This window comes from Candidatus Methanoperedens sp. (assembly GCA_027460535.1).
GTDB lineage: Archaea > Halobacteriota > Methanosarcinia > Methanosarcinales > Methanoperedenaceae > Methanoperedens.
Genome location: JAPZAR010000022.1, coordinates 70,248 through 87,830 on the forward strand (window position 1 = coordinate 70,248; position 17,583 = coordinate 87,830).

Here is a 17,583-nt window from a genome sequence, read left to right on the forward strand (position 1 = left end):
GTTGATTTCACAAATTATGCCAGCCCATACATATCCTTCAGCCCGTGCCCCGTAGCAACCACCACAACCGTCCCCTCAAGCTTTTTCTTCATCGCGCCTGCATAAGCGACCGCTCCGCTTGGCTCAACAAAAATCCCGTTCCTTGCAAGCATATCCCGCGCTGATAGCGCTTCTTCATCGGAAATCCGGATTGCTTCTCCTCCTGATTCCCGGATAGCCCGCAGCGCTGCAATACCGTCTATGGGGTCTCCACATGCTATGGCAGTGGCTATCGTCCTGGGGTTCTGCACGGGTATAATTTCGCCCAGCTCGTTATCCCAGGCATGTACCACAGGGTCGCAGTTCTCAACCTGCACGCCGGTTATATGTGGTATCCTATCCGTGATCCCCACGAGCACAAGCTCCCTGAAAGCTTCGAAAATGCTCCATATAAGCGTGCCGTTCCCTACAGGCACAACAACATAATCTGGCACATGCCAGTAAAGCTGGTCCGCGATCTCAAAACCAATGGTCTTGGTACCTTCACTGCGCCAGGGATAATCACCTGTCAGGAACGAGTCGCTGTTGGAGATAACATACTCCTCTGCTTTTTTCATCGCCTCTGAATAGTCCCCTTCCACAGCTATTGTTTCTGCGCCGTAGGCTTTTATCTGCGTGATCTTTTCCTTGCCCACGATATCGGGAATGAATACCCTGCACTCAAGTCCTGCGTAAGCCGCATATGCTGCCACGGATGCGCCCATGTTACCTGTCGAAGCGAGCGCAACCTTGCGTTTCCCGAACTCAAGCGCTTTTGTGATTTCAAGCGACGAGCCGCGGTCTTTAAATGAACCTGTTGGGTTTGATGCCTCATATTTTATCAGCAATCTTCCGGTTTTTGCAAGCCTTTTGTTCTCAAGCAAGGGCGTGCCGCCTTCACCCATGGTGATTATCTTGGAGAGGTCTCTTGCGGGCATGAAAGCCCAGTACTTCCAGTGAGCAGGTTTAGCGCGCATGAAATCATCGCGCAAAATGATTTTCTGTATAGTCTTGTAGTCATATTCCGCGTCAAGGGCTGAGCCACAATTGGTGCATCTCGGGATAGTCAGTTTCTCAATTTCCTGCGGCTTGAATTTCCTCATGCAGCGAAAGCACTTGAAACTGGTAACATACACCATACAGAGTAATTCATGCGCTTTTGATAAATAATATTCGGAAAAAAGTCAATAATAAAAGGTTATCTTTATATTGCAGACGGATTGAATTAAAGCCAAATATTTCTTCTTTATCTCATGAAGGAAACAAGATATTTCGAACTTGAAAAAAATCACATTTTCTGGTGCAGAAAGTGTAATGTTCCATTACTTGAAGAGCAATGCGGAATATGCGGAGAAAAAGGCCATGAAATTGAGCTTTCCCAGCCGGGCGATGTGAGGTTTGCCTCTCCGCACGAACAAAAAATAATCCAGAACCTTGTCTTAAACTCATTTGGTACCAATCCCATGGAAGGAAAACTCATCCTTCTTAATAAAATTCCCGGGGAAGACAAAACCGATGAGATACTGGTTGACGGTCTTCATTTCGGAGTTCTGAGATTCGATATGAAGGAACTCAATTTCAAACTCGACCTCATGATCGAGGGAGCAAAGGCGCTCATTGAATCAGGCATCCGGAAAAAGCTCGTCCTGATTTCTTCTAAAGGCCGCCATCTCAGCGGAAAAGCAATAGATGGAAGCGAAATCCTCGAATGTTCAGAGGACATCGAGAAAGGCGATACGGTTCTCGTAATTGACAAGAACCTGAGAGGGTTTGGAATATCGTACAGGCAGGGCAGTGAATTAAAGGCCCCCGGACAATCTCTGAAGATAAAGAAAATCGATTCCGGAAAAGCCTATTTTGTGGATAGACAGCCAACCAGGGATGAGATCATCCGTGCCAATGCGCCGCACATGAAATGGCTTGTGAAAGATGCTGTGAACACGATCCGCGGTATCGCCAACCAGAAAGAGTTCAAAGATTCGCCAGTCTACGTTTCATTCAGCGGCGGCAAGGACAGCCTTACCACGCTTGACCTTACAAGAAGCGCAGTGAAAAAACCCATAAAAGTGTTCTTCGCGAACACAGGCATCGAGTTCCCGGAAACGATTGAGTTTGTAAGGAGATTCTGTGGAGAGAATAAAATAGACCTGGCGGAAGTGAAAGCTAAAGATGCTTTCTGGGAAAATCTCCCGAGTTTCGGCCCTCCTGCAAAGGATTTCAGGTGGTGCTGCAAGGTCTGTAAGCTTGGCCCCATCAACACTGTCATGGAAGAATGCACCCGAGGAGGGCGCAAATGTATCACGATTGATGGGAAAAGGAAATATGAGTCCTTTGTCCGCTCGCGTATTGCCCCAAAGGAAGAGAACCCATTTATTCCTGGGCAGGTGAGCGTGTTCCCGATACGAGACTGGCGTGCTATGGAAGTATGGCTGTACCTGTACTACCGTAAACTGGAATACAATCCTCTATATGACCTTGGCTTTGAGCGTGTGGGATGCTGGCTGTGTCCTGCAGAGCTGAACGCTGAATACTACAGGTTCAAAGAACTTCATCCGGAGCTGTTCGAGCGCTGGAATGAGTACCTTCTGGATTGGGCCAGGAAAAATGGACTTTCAGATGCATTCATAGAGCGTGGTTTCTGGCGCTGGAAAATGCTGCCCCCTAAGATGCTCCGTCTCGCAGAGGAACTGGGGATAAGTACTGCATTGAAAGCTGAAGAAAAAGAGTTCAGCATTGTGGTGACTGGCGGGGTTTCACCCTGCAAGACGGGTGGATACACAATGGAAGGAAAGATTACGGGGCTTTTGCTCTCCGAAGCGCAGAACATCGCAAATATGCTCGGGGACAATGTATTCTCGGAAGACCTCGGGGTGCTCCTGATCAAGACAGAGAAATCAAATGTCAAGATATTCTCGTCCGGGCACATATCCGTCAATGCTCCTGGAGAGGAAGAGGCCTTAGCGCTTTTTGAAAAGACAGCAAAACAGTTGATCAGAGAAAAAAAATGCACCAAATGTGGTGTGTGTTTGAAAGTCTGTCCTGTCGGCGCCATAACCATTGAACCGCAATTGAGAATACAGAAGGAGTGCAATAGGTGCGGAAAATGCAGTGAGTCATGCGTTGTTGTGAAATACTCTGACAGAATATTACCTGGATTCCGTGTACAGTAAATGAGGTGTTGACTTACAGCATGGTTATCTGAAAATATAAAAGAGGGTTTTACCCTCTAAATGTTTTCGAAGTTCATTCTTTATGCGCTTGCTGGTTCCCATTTTTCAGGTTGCCAGAGACCGAGAGAACAATGTTACCGCTGGAGTCCTTGATGACGATAGTAGCACTGTCACTGGTACCTGGTTCGCCCGCATCGGTAAAGGTCCACTCTATCGTAGCACCGGAGACACCATTATAGCTGCCAGTACCAGTACCTGTGTAGGTGTCAAATCCTGCGGCAGGTGGATTAGGTGCAATTGCTGGATCGTCGCTGCAAGTGGCTGTTGTCAGGCTCTCCAGATGGAACTTGTTATTCTTGCCCCAGTTGACCTGAAGGTTATTGGGTGCTTTGCTGGCATTGCAGTTAAGTTCGAAACCGTGCGTTACTCGTTCACCGTTGGTGGTGAAAACGCTGCCTCCGCCTGTCATGCGACCTGTTACTTCCATATTGCCGAAGTCTATACCTGTAATAGCCTCCCCTTCTCCAAGAGACACCTGGTAATTTCCTGATGGTACTGGAGCTGTTTGAGTCCAGCCCACCTGCTGAACCTCTCTCACGATATAGTCGCCGGCACCAAGTCCGCTGAAGATATAGTTGCCGCTACCGTCTGTAAATGTGCTTGTGGTGATTTCACTAGTTAAATTTGTAAGAATGATTTGCCAGTTTGCAAGCCCCGGTTCTCCCGCGTCATTTTGCCCATTATTATTGAGGTCGTTGAATTTCATGCCTGAGATGCTTCCTTGTGCAGAAACTGCACCTGAGAAAAGTGTCATGATAATGACTGTTCCCAGTAGCCCTAATGATATTCTCCATAAACTATTATGTTTCATTTTGTTTCCTCCTTTTTATCGGGATACTTACCTTTCGGCAAGGTTATGCTGCCTTGTGTCATTGCGCCTCCCATGTTTTGGCGCTCTTGATGCATTCACCGCATCACCCTTGCGGGCAAATCCCCATGCATCTCGGATTTTTTAGATGTGGTTTAAGAAGTGTTCAGGTGCCAGTTTTTAGTGTCGCCCTTCGAATATTCAGATTATTTTTAGCACCTGCACGATTAGTATTATTATAATGAAATGGAATTTACTGTATATAAAGCTTTGTGGTTATTCTCTGGACTGCAGTCGGCTGCCTGTATTAAGGCAAGCGCTGGAGCCACAGAGATGGTCAAGTCGATTATCAGAACTCAATCGAAATACTCTTTCTGATTAACTTTTGACCGATTTAAGAATTTGGAGCGTCAATCTTTATCTTTTCGCTCGGAACAATGCCGCAGCATGCGCCATAATAGTTTATCTCATACCCCTCATCTTTCATAAACCGCATCGTTCTCACAGTCGGCGCCGCGATGCCGCTCACTCCACTTTGAATGGCGATCTTTTCTATCTCTTCCCTGTCTTTCCCGCTTGAATGGGCGCATCCCAGCACGACAGGAGTATCAGGGAATAATTCCACAGCCCTGGTTATGACCCCGGCAAAATCAGAAGGGTTTGGCTTGATGTGCTCCATTGGCGTGCCCGCGACCGGCATCAGTCCTGTTAGTATCAGGGTCGCCGGCTTTATGTTCTTGATCAATTCAAGGGCGTGAAATTCCCCTCTCAATTCTCCGAAATGAATGCCAACACAAACATGAGGGAATACCTGGATTCCTGAATCATCTATGGCATGAAGGCTTTCCAGGTATTGTTTTTCCGAAACATCAAGACCATAAACTTCTCTCGCTGTCGTCATGTCCCCCAGCACATCGAAACCTATCCCGTCCAGTCCTGAGATTTTTAAAGCGGCCGCCTCTTCACATGCTATAAAACCCGTGTGTGCTATAACCAGAAGATCAGTTTTTTCTTTGATTGCTTTTATCGCAGGAATTAAATCCTTTATTGGGACTTTCCCATGATTATCGCAACCGCCCGTGAGGAGTATGCCTTTTGCACCCAGCCTCCGGAAGATTAAAGCTTTTTCTTCAAGTTCATGACACGTTCGCGCGGGGATCAGAGGTTCAAGCAATTTTCCTTTGCAATGCTGGCACATCAGGGAGCATTTCTGCCCGGTGACTGAAATTGAAGGGAAGAATCTAGATGTGATAAAGAAATTGATCTTTTTGTGGGATTTCTTCTCAGCCATGTTATATTCCATATCAAGATAAAAATTGAATGATGTCAGGGAAAGTTAAATAATACTTGCTTCGTATTAAGGTTTGCATGCTCAAAGAAGAAATCTGGATAGAGAAGTACCGCCCGAAAAAACTTGACGACATAGTTGGGCAGGAAGAAGTCATAAAACGCCTGAAATCGTATGTCAGATCGAGGAACCTTCCGCATCTTCTTTTTTCAGGCCCTCCGGGAGTAGGAAAAACCGCGGCCGCCATTTGCGTGGCCAGGGAACTCTTCGGAGAGACCTGGCTCAATAACTTCACCGAGCTGAACGCAAGCGATGAGCGCGGCATCGACGTTGTCAGGAACAAGATCAAGAACTTTGCAAGAACTGCGCCACTGGGTGAAGCCGATTTCAAGATAATCTTCCTTGACGAGGCAGATGCGCTTACCTCGGATGCGCAATCTGCCCTTCGAAGGACGATGGAAAAATACACCAGCTCATGTCGTTTTATTCTTTCATGCAACTATTCTTCAAAAATAATCGAACCCATCCAGTCAAGATGTGCGATATACAGGTTCAAGCCGATCGGAAGCGTGGCAGTTGAGGAGCGAATAAGGCATATAGCCAAGACAGAAGGAGTGACAATCACAGACGATGGTCTTGAAGCAATAAGATACGTAGCCTCAGGGGACATGAGACGGGCCATCAATGCTCTCCAGGCTGCAGCGATGCTTGATAAGACCGTAAATATGGATGCGATCTATAAGACCACAGCGACGGCGAAACCGGAAGAAGTAGTGGATTTGATCAAGCTTGGATTGGAAGGCAATTTCATGAAAGCGCGGGCAAAGCTGGACTATCTTCTGATCGAGCAGGGGCTTTCCGGTGAGGATATAATAGGGCAGATATACCGCGCCATGTTTGACATGACAGTCCCGGACAGGTTAAAAGTGGATCTTATTGACTTTATAGGAGAGATTGATTTTAGGATTGCTGAAGGTGCAAACGAACGGATTCAGCTTGAAGCATTGATCGCTCATTTTATAATCTGCGGCTCGAATAAAATGGCTTGAATCTAATATGATAGGGTAATCCTAATAGAAATATGCAGAAATATATTTAAATAAATTTATATACGCTCCTTCAAAACGTTTATCCATTTTGAACACATAATAGAATGTTGAACCGAGAGAAAAATTCTGGTAAATTAAGAGATGTCGCCCATGGGTAAAAGAACGCGTATTATCAATGAACCGTCAGACCTGGTCCCGCTTCTGCGTGCGTTTGGATCAGATAATCATAAAAAAGTTTTTGATGCATTGCAAACAGATTGGAAAACCGGGGAGGAGATTGAGACAGAAGTAGGGTTTAATGTTCAGGAAAGCCTTGATGTCCTGAAAAAAAGCGGACTCGTCGAGAGCAAGTGGAGAATGCCGCAGCCCGGCAAAAAGCCGGAGAAAGAGTATCATTCCTCTTATTCCAGGGTGCAGGTCAATTTTCAGTGCACGGTTGAGGATTTAGGTGACCTGATAACCATAACTTTCAAGAGTGACAGTGAAATAAGGAAATATCTTGACACTATCGAAAGGGAAGTGATCGGGGGGAACCAGTCCATGAATGGGCTCCAGAGGGTGGTAGACAAGAGTATCATGTTTATCCGCGGTGTGGCAAAGCGATCACATGTCCTGACGGTTAAAGGGCAGAGGATTGAACTGGTCGGGGAAGCGAATGATACTGCGGAGTAAAAAAGAAAGCACCAAATTCCAGATACTTGTTGAAATATCCGCGCACCAGCCAGATGTCAGACAGAGAGAGATTGCGGAAAAGATCGGCATAACCCCCCAGGCAGTCTCAGAATACATCAAAGACCTTCTATCAGAGGGATTTTTATTTTCTGATGGCCGTGTGCGCTATCGGGTAACAAAAAAGGGTGTGGACTGGGTTCTTGAAAAGGCAATCGAGCTTAAAAAGTATTCCCATTATATCATGGAGGATGTTATCAGTCACATATCTGTCGCGACTGCAATCGCGAGGGGAAAATTCAATAAGGGTGACAGGGTGGCGCTCTGGATGGAGAACGGTTTACTGTATGCTCGTTCGGGGGATGGTGACGTCACAGGGGGCACTATATCTGCCGCAGAAGAAGGAGAGGATATCGGCGTCACAGATCTGAAAGGATTGATAAAATTCCCCCCCGTAAGCATAACAATATGTAAAGTGCCAAGGGTGGAAAGAGGAGGCTCCAGAAGTGTGGATTTAAAGGATCTCAGAAGGCAGGCAAAAGATAAACCTTATATTGCCGCCATCGGGGTCGAGGCGCTGATAGCGCTCAGAAAGATAAGTATAGAGCCCACTATCCTTTTCGGTGCAAGGGAGTCAGTTGTGGAGGCTGCATTTCATGGTCTGTCTTCGCTTGTGGTCTCGGTGGATGAGGAAGTTCCCTCGCTGCTTAACAGGCTCGAGGCCGAAGGGTTGAACTATGAGGTTGTGGACCTGAGCAAATAGTTGTGTCCATTAGCTCTTGATAGTCATACTAATTCCAATCCGCTGATTATAGTTTTTTATAGATTATCACTTTCAGTTTTTCTATTATTGCCTGAATGTCTTTACTTTTTCTTTCTGGATAATCTTCAGTAACGAAAAATCCATTGTAAGCAATACGATTTCTTAGGATTCTCAGGTCATCTATGAGTGAGATCTCATGCCCTTTGAATTCTGGATAATTTTTCTCCAGATATTCTATCAGCTTTTTATGCGCCCCTTCTCCCTGCGTCTTATATCCATCCAGAAGTAAAATGACTGTAATAAGCTCCCGAATGACCTCGTAATATTCCTTAAGCACGTTGGATGGATATTTCTTGGGATCTATTACGCCTATCATTTCCAGAGTGGTTTCCACCATTTTCAAGATGGATTTTGCCTTTTCTCTGTCAGGGGCGGTTTTTATGATGCCTTCTTCCATCAGAACACCTTCAGGTACCCTTTCAAAATTATCCCATTTATTATGTTGTTTTTCAATTCATTGCTAAGTTCAACAAAATCTTTGCTAAAGAACAGGCTGATTTTTCTTTTTATTCTTTTCTCGAAATCCTGCAAATCCATTTTTCTTTCTTTGCAGAGCATGTATAAGTCTATATCGCTTTCTATTGTATCTTCGCCTCGTGATGCTGAGCCGAACAAAATTATAACGTCAGGCATGCATTTGCTCTCAAGAAACTCTATTAAGCCTGAATCTTTTAGGGTCATTATTGTATCTATTTTTTTCAGGAACCTGAATTTTTCACTGTCCAGGTTCGCCCGATAAACAGGATATGCATGTATCCTGTGTTTGGATATTATAATCAGTTCTTCATTAACCAGTTCGTTCAGATACCGCTTTACAGAGGTTGTGGCAAGTTTTGTAATTCTGCCAATCTCTCTTAATTGAAATCCTGCACCTTCCGGATTCGGGTTCTCAAAGAAGACCTTAAGCACTTTCCATTTGTTATATTTTTGTAACATATGTGACAATATTGTAACAACTGTAATATAAATGTTTCAGTTTCCTGAATCTTTATATTGGAACCTGCATTGGTAGTTCATGCAAAGGAGGTATACGTGCCCACATTTTAGGAACCACATTGTTATTCTGTTTTATGATATTCCAAAGGATGCACGAGAACGCCTATCGCCTTCAGTCACTATACCCCGTACTTAATGATACACGGGCTTGTTAGCGTTTTTGGCTTATAAATCTTTCTCATCAGACGAGCAATTCTGCGTGGAAATATATTTCTCCACAACTTCCCAGCCCTGCCCGACAGAACCGTGATAGCAACCCGGAGCCCAGAGATGATCATCGCACCATTCGCGAAGATGCGGGAACTCCTGTCTCAAGAGCCTGCTTGACCGTCCTTTGATCTTCTTGGCGATAAAGCTTACAGAATATTTCGGAGGATACTGGAAGAACAAATGCACATGGTCAACATTTACAGCAATTTCTATGATTTTGAGACCCATTTCCGCGCATGTTCCCCTTATAATACCCTCTGCGGCAAAAGCAACTTCGCCAACCAGGATTTTCCCGCGATATTTCGGGGTTATCACAAGGTGATCCGTGAGCAACGATACTGTATGCCTGTCGCGACGAAGCTCTTTGCTTCCGGCTGTTACATCCATAGCAGGCGTCATAACTCCTGTATTCAAAACCTTTTGGTAAGAGTGGAGCGAAAGTGTTCAAATCTCAAAAAATCCCGCCCTCCAGAGGCGTGACCTCTGGCGCCTTTATCTGCAATTCCCTACCGTTAATAAGACTAAAAATCTCAAACTTTTATCCGATGGTTTTTTATCTTTTATAACCATTATGACTCCTATTCCATTAGTCGGAAGGAGGCTTTATGGAAATTGAATTTGCGCCCCATATTGAAGAGATAAAAAGGGCGCTTGATAATGAAATAGACGATGATAGCATATTAGCGGATTTGAAGAAGCTGCTCCAATACAGGGTACCGATAGAGGAAGCCAAGCGCAGCCTTGTCAAGAAATACGGTGGGGCTGAAAAGAGCATAGTTCGAAAGCTCAAGGATATAGAAATCGGGGACCGAAATATTGAAGTGATCGCTCAGGTGATAGAGATAGCCAAAAAGAATATCAATATAAAAGGCGCAGAGAAGACCATATTTTCCGGGATCATTAAGGACGAGACTGCGGCCAGAAGTTTCACTGCATGGCACGATTTTGCCCTGAATGCTGGCGACGTTATCAATATTACCCAGGCTTATGTCAGGAACTGGCAGGATAGGCCGGAAGTAAATATCGGACCCCGTTCAAAGGTCGCCAAACTCAGCACAGGGATTGCGATAACCCAGGAAAGCCAGCAGAAAAAACTCTCGGAATTAAGGGATGGGGAAGTAAACGTCCATACTGTTTTGACAATTTTGAGCATTGAAACTCGCGAGATTTCTACGAAAGACGGCACCAGGAAAATCCTGAGCGGTATTGGCGCAGATGATGAAACAAAACTTCCATTTACTGCATGGGTAATACTTCCCGAACTCGAGGTTGGGAACACAGTTGAGGTTAAGAATGCATATGTTCGCTCTTTCAGGGGACTGCCTACAATTCACATAAATGAAAATAGCGCAGTTACAAAACTCGACAAGAAAGTCCAGTATAATAATGAGAAGCAAAAGATCACGATCGGAAATCTTATAGAGAAAGAAGGGGCGTTTGATGTTGTCATCGAGGGGAATATCCTTTCTGTAAGACCGGGTTCGGGATTAATAGCCCGTTGTCCTGAATGCTCACGCGTCATCCAGAAAAGCATATGCAGAGTTCACGGCAAAGTGGATGAAAAAATGGATATGCGGATTAAAGCCATAATTGATGATGGAACGGGCGCACTGACGCTTGTTCTCAATGCTGAACTCACACATCAGATATGCGGTTTTACCATTGAACAATCAAAACAAATTGCAAAGGCAGCAATGTCCCAGAACGCAGTCGAAGAAGAAATCAGAAAGAAACTGTTGGGGAAAATGTTAACCGCGAAAGGCAATATGTCAAAAGGCGAATACGGGATTACGCTTGTGGCGAGCAGTATATGGATGTCACCAGACGTTACAAAAGAAAAAGCAGCAGAGTTGCTGGAAAAGGCAGGTTGACATGGAAAAGATACTCGATAGGGAAGTTGCATGGCGCATCTTTGCATGGGAGTTTAACAGATCGAATCTTCACATGAGCGAAGGTGATGAGAGGGCGCCGAATTACATAATAACACCTACGGGTGTTAAATGCAACCGGCTTTTTATTATCGGTGTGGTGACTGAAGTGGAAAACATTGGACAGGATAATAGTCTCTGGAAAGCTCGCATCGCTGACCCTACAGGTGTGTTCACTGCATACGCGGGACAGTACCAGCCGGAAGCCGCTATTTTTCTATCTGAATTAAACGTTCCGGCCTATGTCGCTGTCGTGGGCAAGGCAAGAAAATATGAACCTGAAGATGGGAGTGTATACACATCGGTAAGGCCTGAAGAAATAAATATTGCGGATGAAAATCAAAGGGACAGGTGGGTAATTGATACAGCGGAACGCACGCTTGAGCGCGTAGGGCTCATCAAAGAAGCGATGAACTCGAAACTATCTGGAAATGAATTGAAAGAATTCTTGATGAAGAAAGGCAATAGCCCGGTTGTTGCGGATGGTATAAGCCGGGCGATTGAACATTATAAAAACCTGGATAGAATTATCGAAGAACTGAGAACTGCGGTTATCCAGGCCATCAAAGCGGTATCTAACGAAAATAATCAGGAAGATCAGGTCGCAGAGAAAAATCCAGGGGAAAAGGAAAAGATAGGGGAAATACCGGAGAGGATAATTGACCTTAAAGGAATAGAATATATCGAAAATAAAGCCACTCCGGAACCCGAAAGAATCGAAAAACCCCCCGAACCCAAAGAGATCATTGCAGCCATAATCGATAAACTTGATACCGGCAAGGGAGCAAATTATTCCCAGGTTGTAGAAAAAGCTATGGAGGCAGGTATTGGCGGTGAAATCGTGGAATCCGGCATCAAAGAGCTTATGGAAGAGGGAAGATGCTATGAGCCGAAGATCGGGGTGCTGCGGAAAGTTTGAAAATGATAGTTGACCCGTTATTGAACGAGCCTGCCCTGGTTGTCGAGAATTCCTTTAAGACGCTTAGTATAGCGGACATTCATCTTGGTATAGAGTGGGACCTTTATTACAGCGGCATCAGTATCCCAAGCCAGATCGAAAAGAGAAAGAAGCGCATCCGGGATTATTTGCAAAAGGTCAGGCCGGACAGGATTGTGCTACTTGGAGATATCAAACACAATGTCCCGAAGACATCGTGGCAGGAAAAAGAGGAAGTACCGGGATTTCTTGAGGATCTGGCCTCTTTTGCACCCGTTGACATTGTGCCAGGGAATCATGATGGGGATATAGAAAAACTCATTCCGGAGCATGTCACTGTCCGCAGCATGAGGGGTTTCGTGCTTGATAGTGTGGGTTATTTCCACGGTCACACATGGCCTGATATGGAATTACTTTCAACATCGTATGTTGTAATGTCCCATAATCATCCTGCGATAAGGTTCACTGATTCATTGGGGCATGGAGTATCTGAGCCTGTATGGATACGCACGCATTTTATGGAAAAGGCGATAAAGGAGCATTATGGAGACCATGTGAAATGGATGGACCCAGAAGTCATCATAATGCCTGCTTTTAATGAATTGTGCGGAGGCATACCTTTTAATGAGTCTATCCATGAAGAACTCCTGGGGCCTCTCTTTGCGAACCATGCTATCGGGCTTGAAAAAGCCAGAGCCTTCCTGCTGGATGGGACCGATCTGGGCACGATAGGAGGTATCAAGAGACTTGGCATCACGAGGATACGCAAAAGATATAAGTCCCGGCAAGGATAAAATCTAAAATGGTGAAATGAATGGAAGATGAAATCGACACAATACCACAGGAACCCGATGCATGCGCGACTAAAACTCCTCATGACCATCAATTGATGATACGGACTCTTGAAAACCCGGTCAGGAGAAAGATAGTAAAATCAATAGGAGCTTTCGGGAAGACAAAAAAGGAAATAATGAAAGAGCTTGGGCTGACAGAGCAGCAGTTGAAACTGCAGGTTGATTACCTTGTGAAAATGTGTTATGCAGAGGTGGATGGGGAAAATTGCAGGCTTAACGCAAAAGGACTGGATGAGCTGCTGGCAAATATCAAATAGGCAGGGAAGGGGCAATCCCCTCGCATGGTAAACTTTCGCCCATAGCACTCGCAATCTTTTTATATAAAAACGCGAATTAATACCGGAGGGACTATGATATCAAATAAAATCGTGTTGTGTATCTTAATGATACTCCTTGGCATCGGAGCCGCAAGCGCGGACACTCTAAACGTTGGGCAGGGACAGACCTATCCTACGATCCAGTCAGCAATAGATTCAGCAAAAACTGGCGATGTGATCTCGGTAGGAGAAGGAACATTCTCTGAGAACCTTGTTATAAAAAAGAACGGTATATCGATCACAGGGAAGAACGGGGAAAAAACAATTATCGATGGCAGGAAAATCGGCAGCGGCATCAAGATAGATGGTTCAAATAACGTCAGGATCAGCGGGTTGACAGTGCAGAACAGCGGTGGAAGCGGACAGGACGATGCTGGAATAAGTCTTTACAGGGCGAATAATAATGTTGTAATAAATACAATTCTTATAAACAATGCGGTAGGTATTTCGATATATTCTGGAAGCAATAATAATACAGTGTCGGGCAATGAGATATCATCAAATGGTAATTATGGTATTTTCATATTCTCATCCAATGATAATAACATATACAACAATAACATCCAGGGAAACAAAAAATTCGGGCTATATGCAGATTCAGCGCGCACAAACCACATATATTCCAATAATTTTATAGACGATCAGGCGTATGATAACAGCGGATTAAATTCATGGGATGGGGACAAATCAGGCAATTACTGGAGCACATACAAGAAAGGAAGCGGTCCAAACCTTATACCAGGCGGGGCAAAAGCACAGGATAATTACCCACTCTCAGGTGCGGTTACAATAAAAACGGAGGAAGTTCCTGCATCTCCTGAAAAATCTGTAGCTAATGCGGAAACTAAAAAATCCACGCCTGGATTTTCAGGCATTGCAGTTCTGGTCTCCGTTATCATTCTGGTCTTAACGGGCAGGAAAACAAGATGATCGCCGGATTTATTCTCTGAAAAGGGATAATCCGGGAACATTTTTCTTGACATTAAAATTTTTATTTCTCCCCTGATACGGGTATCGTAAAGGTAAATGTACTGCCCTTTCCGTACTCGCTCTCGGCAGTGATTTTCCCCCCCTGCATCTCAACGAGCTGCTTTGTGATAGCAAGTCCAAGACCTGTCCCATCATATTTTCGAGATAATCCTTTATCAAGCTGCTCGAACTTCTGGAAAAGCCTGGTCATATCTTCCTTCTTTATTCCTATGCCCGTATCAGAAACTGAAATTCTGACCATATCCCCATCTTTCTTCGTCGATAGCCTAATAGTTCCTCCCTCCTCCTTGCTGAATTTCAAAGCGTTGCTGAGCAGGTTAAAGATTATCTGCTTGAATTTCTGTCTGTCTGATTTTATCACAAGATGGCTTTCAAATTCTTTTTCCAGGACTATCTTACGGCTTGCAGCTTTTTCTTTGAAAAGATCGAGAATCTCGATTATGGCATCCTTTGCAGATATGTCTTCTGTTACCATTTCCAGCTTTCCTGCTTCCAATTTTGCAAGGTCAAGCATGCTGTTGATAAGGGAAAGCAGGTGATTGCTGCTTGCATGAATACTGTCTACATAGGCCATCTGCTTCATATTCAATTTACCGTGACCCATTTCCTTTAGAAGTATTGAATACCCGATTACTGAAGTCAGAGGTGTCCTGAGCTCATGGCTCATAATGGTCAAAAACTCAGACCTTGCCTTGCTTGCACTTATCAGACGTTCATTTTCAATGCGTAATTCATCCATTTTTTTGCGCTCTGTGATATCCTCGATGACAAGAAGGATCATCTGCTTATCGATGGTATCCCTGTAGATCCGCCGGGCGTTGAGCACCATTGTCTTTCGCCCTATGAGGGGGAATTCGTGCTCAACCTCAAAATCTATGAACTGATTGTTCTCCGGGATAATTTCTTCAAGAAGTTCTCTGAGCTTTGGAATATCCCATTGGCCGTTCCCGAGGTCGTAGATCAATTTATTGTTCGTCTCTTCTATCGAGACCTTGAAGGTTTTATAAAATTCATGATTTGCTGTCTTTATATGCAGGTTCTTATCCAGGATCAAGAATGGCTCCTGTATTGAATCCACGATGCTCTCCGCGTATTTTAGAGCCTCCTGTATGACTTGCTCCATCTCGATACGTTCGGTCACATCAGTAAGAGACAGCACCATCCTGTCTATATATCCGGAATTATCCTTAATGGGTGTAAGTGTCCAGTCCCAATATGTAACGCCCCGCCAGGGCTGGTCAATGAACTCGAAGGGCTTTGCTTTGAACTCCATTTCATTTCCAGTATCTCTCACTTTTTCAAATATCGCCCTATTTTCCGGATTTGGAAAAAACTCAAAATGGTTATGCCCTATCAACTCTTCCTTGCTGTGACCAGAGCCCCTTGCAAAGGCTGAGTTTACCCTTATGAAATTGAATTTCGGGTCAAGGTAGGCAAGCTGGGTAGCGGTATTCTCCATGATTACGTTGAGCGTATCCCTTTCCTTCTTCAGCAATAGGGCCAGATTCTCCGCATGCTGCTGCTGATCAAGTATCCCCTCGATCAGACGCTCCCGTTCTTCTTCAGCCCGCTTCCGATCAGTTACATCCCAGAAAATGCCAAGTATACCTGCCATATTCCCATTCTCATCTATGACAGGCGTTTTTACCGTATTAATAAAATGTTCCTTTCCATCCAGAATATATTTCTCTTCTATTTCTTCTGTCTTACCCGACTCAATAATTCGTTTGTCGTCCGCTATGTATTTTTCAGCCAGATCCCTGGTGTGAAAGTCATAATCCGTCTTCCCGGCAATCTCATACGGTCTGATCTTTAAATCGCGTGCGTAGTTCTCGTTGCACGACAAATAAATTGAATGAACGTCTTTATAAAATATTTTTTGTGGAAGATTTTCAAGCAGCGTTCTGTACGTGTTCTCACTTGCCTGAAGCGCCTCCTCGATTTTTCTGCGCTCCTTTATCTCAGTCCGTAATGCTTCATTGGCCTCCCCCAGTTCTTTTGTTCTTTCCTCCACCCGTATTTCCAATTCTTCCTGAGCCCTGCGCAGCTCCTCTTCTGCTTTCTGGCGATCCTGGACATTATTCAGCAGCCTTTTTACTTCATCAGAGATCTGTTGCTCTTTTGGTTTTAAGAATTCATCAGGCGGAATGTAATATGAATTATCAAAGATCATTGATCCGTATATTATAGTTGGATGGGTACGGATCACATCAAGGATAATTTCGGGTGTAAAACGGTTCCTGTTATACTGGCAGATTGCAACGATGTCGTTATCGGAAAATAAATGGTTCAATTTTGCCTCATATTCCATCAGCCGGTCAGCGCCCATCTCGCTCCCAAGTGCCCATGTCATTTCCCCGGCGATCCGAAGTGCTTTGAAGCCCGCTGCCTTTGTTGAACTTACTTGTTCCCTGAGGAACTGTATCATTAGATCAGGATCAAAATACCCGTTCCTAAGATACGATTCGCGCTTGGTAACGACCGCTAAGGCTTTCGACCTGATGGCTGAATCTGTATCAATGCCTTCGGTACGCATGGCCTCAAGAACAGCAGCAGCGGTGTTATCATCCGCTATGTATAGGCATTTCTCATCCCGATCCAACCCGATTCTTATGAATGATAACGCTGTCGCTTTCTGTTCTTCAAGGGATTCATAAATCAGGCAAAGATGGTCATGTGAAGAAAGTTTTTCCAGTTCATTGAAAAGCCTGGATTTATAGTTTCTTGATTCGGTCATAAATTACTATATTTTGCTATTCTTTCTTTTAACGAGAATTAAGCTATCTTCGCCAGATAGATTTGTCCATCCATAGAAGGGTTAATTGTTCCTTCTGATTATAAAGCTTTTTTATCAATCGTTTAAAAATAAACGAATCAATTAGAAAGTTTTAAATACCATTATGTCATTGTACAATTTTGTCTGCGATAATGAACCAAGGGAGCGGGATTTATCGTGCCCCTGTCCTGCATCGGATGCAGTGCGGGGCACATTCCCAATTTAATCGCGGGCAGATACAGGAGGCCAAGAAAATGGAAGAAACGAATGAAGCCAGGATCAAAAACCTTTTGAATGATGTGAATAAGGAATTTAAGGGACTTAACCATTACCATCAGGCCAAATTCGCGATAGAGCAGATAAGCCAGTGGCAGAAGAAGTTCAATGAGGCTAAGGTCAAGATATCAAGAGAAAACATTGTTGATGCGACGCCCGCGGGAATGATGATAAGTCAATATCCTGAAATAGAAGCATAAATGTTTGAAAATCAAGAAGAACTCCTCAATTCTCTATTTTTCGATCCAGTAATACCCTCAAGACAACCAGAGGAAGTCTTGGAGAGAATCCAGGTAGGAAAGAGTGGCGCTCCTTAAAGCCGGTTTCACAAGTAAGGATATCGAGTCCAATTACCTCCGGCTCAAAGGTATCTTTATTGTGATGTGAACTGGGAGGATTCGCCATCTTCCGGTC

At 44.5% G+C, this 17,583-nt stretch carries 17 protein-coding genes; 10 read left to right on the top strand and 7 right to left on the bottom strand.

What is annotated here, in order from left to right; translation table 11 throughout:
- Positions 1-14 precede the first annotated feature (14 nt).
- Positions 15-1,121, bottom strand: coding sequence for a threonine synthase (gene thrC / locus O8C65_09175; protein ID MCZ7357093.1), 1,107 nt, complete (start codon positions 1,119-1,121; stop codon positions 15-17).
- A gap of 150 nt (positions 1,122-1,271) precedes the next feature.
- Here thrC and O8C65_09180 point away from each other — a divergent pair, with 150 nt between their 5' ends.
- Positions 1,272-3,188: a phosphoadenosine phosphosulfate reductase family protein gene (locus O8C65_09180; protein MCZ7357094.1), complete on the top strand. Its 1,917-nt coding sequence runs from the start codon at positions 1,272-1,274 to the stop codon at positions 3,186-3,188.
- Positions 3,189-3,261: 73 nt separating this feature from the next.
- Here O8C65_09180 and O8C65_09185 read toward each other — a convergent pair whose 3' ends face one another.
- Together O8C65_09185 and O8C65_09190 are read right to left on the bottom strand one after the other, a co-directional pair.
- Positions 3,262-4,059, bottom strand: a complete 798-nt coding sequence (locus O8C65_09185; protein ID MCZ7357095.1) for a hypothetical protein — start codon at positions 4,057-4,059, stop codon at positions 3,262-3,264.
- 391 nt (positions 4,060-4,450) lie between these two features.
- Positions 4,451-5,347 (bottom strand): hypothetical protein, encoded by an 897-nt coding sequence (locus O8C65_09190; GenBank protein ID MCZ7357096.1) that lies wholly within the window; start codon positions 5,345-5,347, stop codon positions 4,451-4,453.
- Positions 5,348-5,424: 77 nt separating this feature from the next.
- Between O8C65_09190 and O8C65_09195 the strand changes: the two genes are divergently transcribed.
- From O8C65_09195 to O8C65_09205, 3 genes are all read left to right on the top strand, one after another.
- Positions 5,425-6,393 (top strand): replication factor C small subunit, encoded by a 969-nt coding sequence (locus tag O8C65_09195; GenBank protein MCZ7357097.1) that lies wholly within the window; start codon positions 5,425-5,427, stop codon positions 6,391-6,393.
- Between the two features lie 150 nt (positions 6,394-6,543).
- A complete protein-coding gene (locus O8C65_09200; GenBank protein MCZ7357098.1) occupies positions 6,544-7,065 on the top strand; it encodes an ArsR family transcriptional regulator in 522 nt (173 codons plus the stop codon).
- Entirely contained in the window at positions 7,049-7,825 is a 777-nt protein-coding gene (locus O8C65_09205; GenBank protein ID MCZ7357099.1) for a winged helix-turn-helix transcriptional regulator, read from the top strand. The genes O8C65_09200 and O8C65_09205 overlap by 17 nt, the downstream gene beginning before the upstream one ends.
- 46 nt (positions 7,826-7,871) lie before the next feature.
- Here O8C65_09205 and O8C65_09210 read toward each other — a convergent pair whose 3' ends face one another.
- From O8C65_09210 to tnpA, 3 genes are all read right to left on the bottom strand, one after another.
- Positions 7,872-8,282 carry a hypothetical protein gene (locus O8C65_09210; protein ID MCZ7357100.1) on the bottom strand — a complete coding sequence of 137 codons (411 nt, stop codon included), beginning with the start codon at positions 8,280-8,282 and terminating at the stop codon, positions 7,872-7,874.
- Positions 8,282-8,821, bottom strand: a complete 540-nt coding sequence (locus O8C65_09215; protein MCZ7357101.1) for a nucleotidyltransferase domain-containing protein — start codon at positions 8,819-8,821, stop codon at positions 8,282-8,284. The genes O8C65_09210 and O8C65_09215 overlap by 1 nt, the downstream gene beginning before the upstream one ends.
- 225 nt (positions 8,822-9,046) lie before the next feature.
- Complete coding sequence (gene tnpA, locus O8C65_09220) at positions 9,047-9,490, bottom strand: IS200/IS605 family transposase (GenBank protein ID MCZ7357102.1); 444 nt, start codon at positions 9,488-9,490, stop codon at positions 9,047-9,049.
- Between the two features lie 206 nt (positions 9,491-9,696).
- Here tnpA and O8C65_09225 point away from each other — a divergent pair, with 206 nt between their 5' ends.
- The 5 genes from O8C65_09225 (at position 9,697) to O8C65_09245 (ending at position 14,057) form a co-directional block, all read left to right on the top strand.
- The gene (locus O8C65_09225; GenBank protein ID MCZ7357103.1) at positions 9,697-10,962 is read left to right on the top strand and encodes a Single-stranded DNA binding protein; all 1,266 of its coding nucleotides are present in this window, start codon (positions 9,697-9,699) and stop codon (positions 10,960-10,962) included.
- A 1-nt stretch (position 10,963) separates the two neighbouring features.
- Entirely contained in the window at positions 10,964-11,938 is a 975-nt protein-coding gene (locus O8C65_09230) for a hypothetical protein (GenBank protein MCZ7357104.1), read from the top strand.
- Positions 11,935-12,750 (top strand): metallophosphoesterase, encoded by an 816-nt coding sequence (locus O8C65_09235; GenBank protein ID MCZ7357105.1) that lies wholly within the window; start codon positions 11,935-11,937, stop codon positions 12,748-12,750. Before O8C65_09230 ends, O8C65_09235 begins: the two co-directional genes overlap by 4 nt.
- 20 nt (positions 12,751-12,770) lie before the next feature.
- Positions 12,771-13,067 carry a hypothetical protein gene (locus O8C65_09240; GenBank protein ID MCZ7357106.1) on the top strand — a complete coding sequence of 99 codons (297 nt, stop codon included), beginning with the start codon at positions 12,771-12,773 and terminating at the stop codon, positions 13,065-13,067.
- 93 nt (positions 13,068-13,160) lie between these two features.
- Positions 13,161-14,057 (top strand): right-handed parallel beta-helix repeat-containing protein, encoded by an 897-nt coding sequence (locus O8C65_09245; GenBank protein MCZ7357107.1) that lies wholly within the window; start codon positions 13,161-13,163, stop codon positions 14,055-14,057.
- Positions 14,058-14,118: 61 nt separating this feature from the next.
- Here the strand turns inward: O8C65_09245 and O8C65_09250 are convergent, their stop codons facing one another.
- Positions 14,119-16,854, bottom strand: coding sequence for an MEDS domain-containing protein (locus tag O8C65_09250; protein ID MCZ7357108.1), 2,736 nt, complete (start codon positions 16,852-16,854; stop codon positions 14,119-14,121).
- A gap of 191 nt (positions 16,855-17,045) precedes the next feature.
- On the opposite strand from O8C65_09250, the gene O8C65_09255 reads away from it, so the two are divergent.
- The gene (locus O8C65_09255; protein MCZ7357109.1) at positions 17,046-17,369 is read left to right on the top strand and encodes a hypothetical protein; all 324 of its coding nucleotides are present in this window, start codon (positions 17,046-17,048) and stop codon (positions 17,367-17,369) included.
- The last annotated feature ends 214 nt before the right edge of the window (positions 17,370-17,583 follow it).

Bases quoted from the DNA above. Each gene is read 5' to 3' on its own strand.
- O8C65_09180 (MCZ7357094.1), top strand. From the start codon at position 1,272: ATGAAGGAAACAAGATATTTCGAACTTGAAAAAAATCACATTTTCTGG.
- O8C65_09245 (MCZ7357107.1), top strand. From the start codon at position 13,161: ATGATATCAAATAAAATCGTGTTGTGTATCTTAATGATACTCCTTGGC.
- O8C65_09225 (MCZ7357103.1), top strand. From the start codon at position 9,697: ATGGAAATTGAATTTGCGCCCCATATTGAAGAGATAAAAAGGGCGCTT.
- thrC (MCZ7357093.1), bottom strand. From the start codon at position 1,121: ATGAGGAAATTCAAGCCGCAGGAAATTGAGAAACTGACTATCCCGAGA.
- O8C65_09250 (MCZ7357108.1), bottom strand. From the start codon at position 16,854: ATGACCGAATCAAGAAACTATAAATCCAGGCTTTTCAATGAACTGGAA.
- O8C65_09195 (MCZ7357097.1), top strand. From the start codon at position 5,425: ATGCTCAAAGAAGAAATCTGGATAGAGAAGTACCGCCCGAAAAAACTT.
- O8C65_09205 (MCZ7357099.1), top strand. From the start codon at position 7,049: ATGATACTGCGGAGTAAAAAAGAAAGCACCAAATTCCAGATACTTGTT.
- O8C65_09190 (MCZ7357096.1), bottom strand. From the start codon at position 5,347: ATGGCTGAGAAGAAATCCCACAAAAAGATCAATTTCTTTATCACATCT.
- O8C65_09200 (MCZ7357098.1), top strand. From the start codon at position 6,544: ATGGGTAAAAGAACGCGTATTATCAATGAACCGTCAGACCTGGTCCCG.
- O8C65_09215 (MCZ7357101.1), bottom strand. From the start codon at position 8,821: ATGTTACAAAAATATAACAAATGGAAAGTGCTTAAGGTCTTCTTTGAG.
- O8C65_09210 (MCZ7357100.1), bottom strand. From the start codon at position 8,282: ATGGAAGAAGGCATCATAAAAACCGCCCCTGACAGAGAAAAGGCAAAA.
- O8C65_09255 (MCZ7357109.1), top strand. From the start codon at position 17,046: ATGAACCAAGGGAGCGGGATTTATCGTGCCCCTGTCCTGCATCGGATG.
- O8C65_09240 (MCZ7357106.1), top strand. From the start codon at position 12,771: ATGGAAGATGAAATCGACACAATACCACAGGAACCCGATGCATGCGCG.
- O8C65_09185 (MCZ7357095.1), bottom strand. From the start codon at position 4,059: ATGAAACATAATAGTTTATGGAGAATATCATTAGGGCTACTGGGAACA.
- tnpA (MCZ7357102.1), bottom strand. From the start codon at position 9,490: ATGACGCCTGCTATGGATGTAACAGCCGGAAGCAAAGAGCTTCGTCGC.
- O8C65_09230 (MCZ7357104.1), top strand. From the start codon at position 10,964: ATGGAAAAGATACTCGATAGGGAAGTTGCATGGCGCATCTTTGCATGG.